The organism is Nostoc sp. NMS4 (assembly GCF_017115095.1).
In the GTDB taxonomy this organism is placed as follows: domain Bacteria; phylum Cyanobacteriota; class Cyanobacteriia; order Cyanobacteriales; family Nostocaceae; genus Nostoc.
This window is the reverse complement of the sequence record NZ_JABXKI010000019.1, coordinates 1-4,225: the sequence shown is the minus strand read 5'-3', so window position 1 is coordinate 4,225 and position 4,225 is coordinate 1. Positions and strand designations below refer to the sequence as shown.

Below are 4,225 nucleotides of genomic sequence, written 5' to 3'. Positions count from 1 at the left end.
TGTTGGGTTTGTGAACAAGAAAGCTAAGAATTTGGCACTGCTTGATGTTGTCAAAACCTACAACACGGATATAGCTGGTGTTGAATTGAGAACGGCAAGCTTGAACTTCGCTCAATACTTCTTGAGTGGATTTAGCACCGAACAAAGGTAGTTTCCACATTGTCCAATATAATTCTGTTGGCTCAGAAGTTTCGTTAAACTCAATTGCTGGAATGTAACCTTGATTCAAAATGTACTGGATCTGCTTGCCAATTTGAGCATCAGACAGAGGGGGAAGATAAGAAAGGGTTTCGTAACGACGCTCTTTTGGTAAAGTTTGCATAGCTTTTGATAATGGGTTGCGATTTTTACTACTAGATTGATTGAACTAATTGGATAAGTTATCCAAATTCTGATCTGAAGTTGCTTGCTGTTCTGGTTGCAGACTGAGGTTAGATATGTCTATTCGTGTGATGCGTTCTAAATGATGGCGACGCTGTTCCATATTGGCTTGCTGAATGCCAGATCGAACCATTTCCGGTAAAAATTCGATGATTTCTTCGGCAATGTGTTCCCTGACAGTCATGATTCGCAAAGCCAAATCTGGTTTTTCTCGCAACAGTTGCTCAATGAATGACTCACCATTTTGAATTTTGCCAGACGAAAAGTTATGCAACCAAAGTTCTAATGGCGGATTAGTTTCGCCTAGCTGTGCCAATACTGTCCTTAGAGCCTGATAAGTCAGATAGCTTTGGAGAGTTTTGGCTGTGTCCTTCGCAATTTGCTTAAGATTCATGCTTGACCCCAGCCGTCAACAGTTATAAGTTATGAGTTATGAGTTATGAGTTATGAATTAATGTAACTCTTAACTCCTAACTTCTAACTCCTAACTTTTGATCAGACGGTATCCATTGCTTCAAACTCGAACTTGATTTCTTTCCACAGTTCGCAAGCAACAGCTAGTTCAGGAGACCACTTGGCAGCTTCGCGGATGATATCGTTACCTTCACGAGCCAAGTTACGGCCTTCGTTACGAGCTTGAACAACGGCTTCCAAGGCGACGCGGTTAGCGGTTGCACCAGGAGCGTTACCCCAAGGGTGTCCTAGAGTACCACCACCGAATTGTAGTACGGAGTCATCACCAAAGATTTCTACCAGCGCGGGCATGTGCCATACGTGGATACCACCAGAAGCAACTGCCATTACACCAGGTAGAGAAGCCCAGTCTTGGGTAAAGTAGATACCACGAGACTTGTCTTGCTCAATGTAGTTTTCACGCAATAGGTCAACGAAGCCCATTGTGATGCCGCGCTCACCTTCCAACTTACCAACTACTGTACCAGTGTGGATGTGGTCGCCACCAGACAAACGTAGGGCTTTAGCCAATACACGGAAGTGGATACCGTGGTTCTTTTGACGGTCAATTACAGCGTGCATAGCCCGGTGAATGTGCAGCAAGATACCGTTATCGCGGCACCAACGAGACAATGTGGTGTTGGCGGTGAAACCTGCGGTCAGGTAGTCATGCATGATGATGGGCTGCTTGAGTTCTTTAGCGTACTCAGCCCGCTGCAACATTTGTTCACAGGTGGGGGCGGTGACGTTGAGGTAGTGACCTTTGATTTCACCGGTTTCAGCTTGGGCTTTGCTGATAGCTTCCGAAACGAACAAGAAGCGATCGCGCCATCTTTGGAATGGTGCGGAGTTGATGTTTTCGTCGTCTTTGGTGAAGTCCAAACCACCGCGTAAGCACTCGTATACAGCGCGTCCGTAGTTCTTCGCAGAAAGACCCAATTTGGGCTTAATGGTACAACCGAGTAAAGGACGACCGTATTTGTTTAACTTATCGCGCTCAACTTGGATACCGTGAGGAGGTCCTTGGAAAGTCTTGATATAAGCTACTGGGAAACGGATGTCTTCTAGACGCAGTGCCCGTAAAGCTTTGAAACCAAATACGTTACCAACAATTGAGGTCAATACGTTGGTTACAGAACCTTCTTCAAACAAGTCCAGAGGATAGGCAACGTAACAAATGTACTGGTTGTCTTCGCCGGGAACTGGTTCGATGTCATAGCAACGACCTTTGTAGCGATCGAGGTCGGTGAGCAAATCTGTCCACACAGTTGTCCAAGTACCTGTGGAAGACTCAGCCGCAACAGCCGCACCTGCTTCTTCGGGAGGAACACCAGGCTGAGGTGTCATACGGAACGCAGCTAGAAGATCGGTATCTTTTGGTGTGTAATCCGGTGTGTAATAAGTTAGTCTGTAATCTTTAACCCCGGCTTGATACCCAGATTTGCTCTGAGTCTTCGTTTGAGCGTAAGACATAATTTTATCCTTCCCTGAAATCACTCTTTTTAATTATCAAATCACGTTTCGTGCAACTTCCTCTCACCCCGCTCTTGCCCCCTTGAGCGAGGAGAAGATCGGGAAAACATTTTGTTAAGAGTTGCCTTTGGCAGAGATTAGCAGTTTTTTTGCGGCGGACACTTTGGTAGCGGTGGTAGCCCTCCTCACCAGTGTTTTCCCCATCTAGGGGTACACGACCTAGCGCTTCACTGTTTCCTCTTGCTAAAAATCAAAATTCTTTTTTACCTCTTCTTCGCACTCAACTAAACCTTCTCAATTTCACCAAAACTTCCGCCTTTTGTGGGCAGTATTTAGGTAATTCCCCCATAAATTAGGGTATTCAGGGGATTGGGCTGGCTGGCACACATTCCCACCTTTACACTCCTTATATCTTTCCCTTTGATGGAAAAGATACCAGAAAAGAATTTACTTGACAGAGATTTAGGAGAGTGGTGAGCAGAAAGATAAAAGAATTGCACACCACGTAATTTGTAACTTGTTTCACAATATATCAAGAATTCGATAAGTTATTCTTTGAAAGTTTTTAACTTATCTATTTAATTTTGTTATTACATAAAGATTTAAACTTTTTGTTACAAAAGCTTTACAAAGTGTCGTCAATGGTGTCTGGGACTGGGGACTCGGTATTGGGCAATGAGAAAGTATTCCTAAATATAATATTTGTTTCCTAATTCCCAGTCCCCAATCCCTAATCCCCAATGTTTAAAAAATCCCAGCTAGGGGAACACTGAAATTAACCCAAAGCCAGTTTAGGTAAATGCTATGGGTACTGTCTCCAAAGGAAATGTCACCGTGGTATTGTTTTACAAGCGTACTAGTTTATTAATTACTTCTATCTTGCTGGGGTTGATAGCTTTGCCAAATATGGGATGGGCGCAAAAAACCCCTGAGATTAATTCATCTGATGTAACCCCCGCTTACCCAGCTTCCGCACCGCCACCGCGAGTAGAATCTTTGCCCAATGAACGGGGAGTTGAAGAAAATTCGCCAAAAACTGATTATCGTGTTGGTAACTTACTGGGAGATATTACGGGTAATCTTTGGGTAGGTTCTTGGCGCGGACTATCGCGGATTGATCCTAAAACCGGCAAGATTATTTCTCGTGTTAGTTTACCAAATGTTGCCATTGGTGCTTTAGCCCAAGACAAGGTAGGACGTTTGTGGGTAGGAAGTTATGAGGGATTAGTTCGAGTTGACCCCCGCACTAATGAAATCACCGCACAAAATTTATTTTTGCCTTCTAAACGTGTGTTGTCATTGTTACTTGACAAACGGGGTTATTTGTGGACTGGAACTGATAGCGGTTTAGCTCTCATTAGTCCCGACCAAGGCTTGATTATGACAACATTAAAAAATCTGCCTGGTGTCAGCGCTAACGCCTTGACTTTAGATGCTGAAGGTCAATTGTGGGTTGGGACTCTGGATGGATTGGTGCGGGTAAATACTGCTAGTGCTGGGATTATGAAGCGAATAGCGGATTTACCTGGGACGACTGTACAAGCTTTAGCTATTAGTCCAGAAGGGTTAATTTGGGCGGGAATGCCGAATAATTTGCTAGTTATTAACCCAAAAACTGGTGCTGTGTTGCGGTCTGTAACTCGTCTGCGCGGGCGTGACGTGACAGCGATACGTTTTGCTAAAGATGGTAGTCTCTGGGTCGGGACTAATAATGGTTTGTTACGATTAAATCCAAATACAGGAGCTGTATTAGACGGAGAAGTTGCTGGACTTCCTTCTAGTCGGGTTATTACCCTTGCACCTGACATCGGCAATAAATTATGGATTGGCACTAGTGAAGGTCTAGCTTGGTTAATGCCCAAAACGGACAGTGCAAAACCCCATATTGCTTTCAGCCGCGCTGTTAAATGATTAGTTA

General features: G+C 44.3%; 4 protein-coding genes. 1 reads left to right on the top strand and 3 read right to left on the bottom strand.

The annotated features are described in order from the left end of the window. The 3 genes from HWQ37_RS00295 to HWQ37_RS00285 all read right to left on the bottom strand — a co-directional run. Positions 1–322 (bottom strand): ribulose bisphosphate carboxylase small subunit (locus HWQ37_RS00295; protein WP_292742551.1); only part of this gene is annotated, 322 nt, incomplete at its 3' end. Between the two features lie 45 nt (positions 323–367). Beyond that, positions 368–775, bottom strand: a complete 408-nt coding sequence (gene rcbX, locus HWQ37_RS00290; protein ID WP_292742550.1) for a RuBisCO chaperone RbcX — start codon at positions 773–775, stop codon at positions 368–370. A gap of 101 nt (positions 776–876) precedes the next feature. After that, positions 877–2,307, bottom strand: coding sequence for a form I ribulose bisphosphate carboxylase large subunit (locus tag HWQ37_RS00285; RefSeq protein ID WP_292742549.1), 1,431 nt, complete (start codon positions 2,305–2,307; stop codon positions 877–879). 804 nt (positions 2,308–3,111) lie between these two features. Between HWQ37_RS00285 and HWQ37_RS00280 the strand changes: the two genes are divergently transcribed. After that, positions 3,112–4,218 carry a ligand-binding sensor domain-containing protein gene (locus tag HWQ37_RS00280; RefSeq protein WP_292742548.1) on the top strand — a complete coding sequence of 369 codons (1,107 nt, stop codon included), beginning with the start codon at positions 3,112–3,114 and terminating at the stop codon, positions 4,216–4,218. Positions 4,219–4,225 lie beyond the last annotated feature (7 nt).

Bases quoted from the DNA above. Each gene is read 5' to 3' on its own strand.
- rcbX (WP_292742550.1), bottom strand. From the start codon at position 775: ATGAATCTTAAGCAAATTGCGAAGGACACAGCCAAAACTCTCCAAAGC.
- HWQ37_RS00280 (WP_292742548.1), top strand. From the start codon at position 3,112: ATGGGTACTGTCTCCAAAGGAAATGTCACCGTGGTATTGTTTTACAAG.
- HWQ37_RS00285 (WP_292742549.1), bottom strand. From the start codon at position 2,307: ATGTCTTACGCTCAAACGAAGACTCAGAGCAAATCTGGGTATCAAGCC.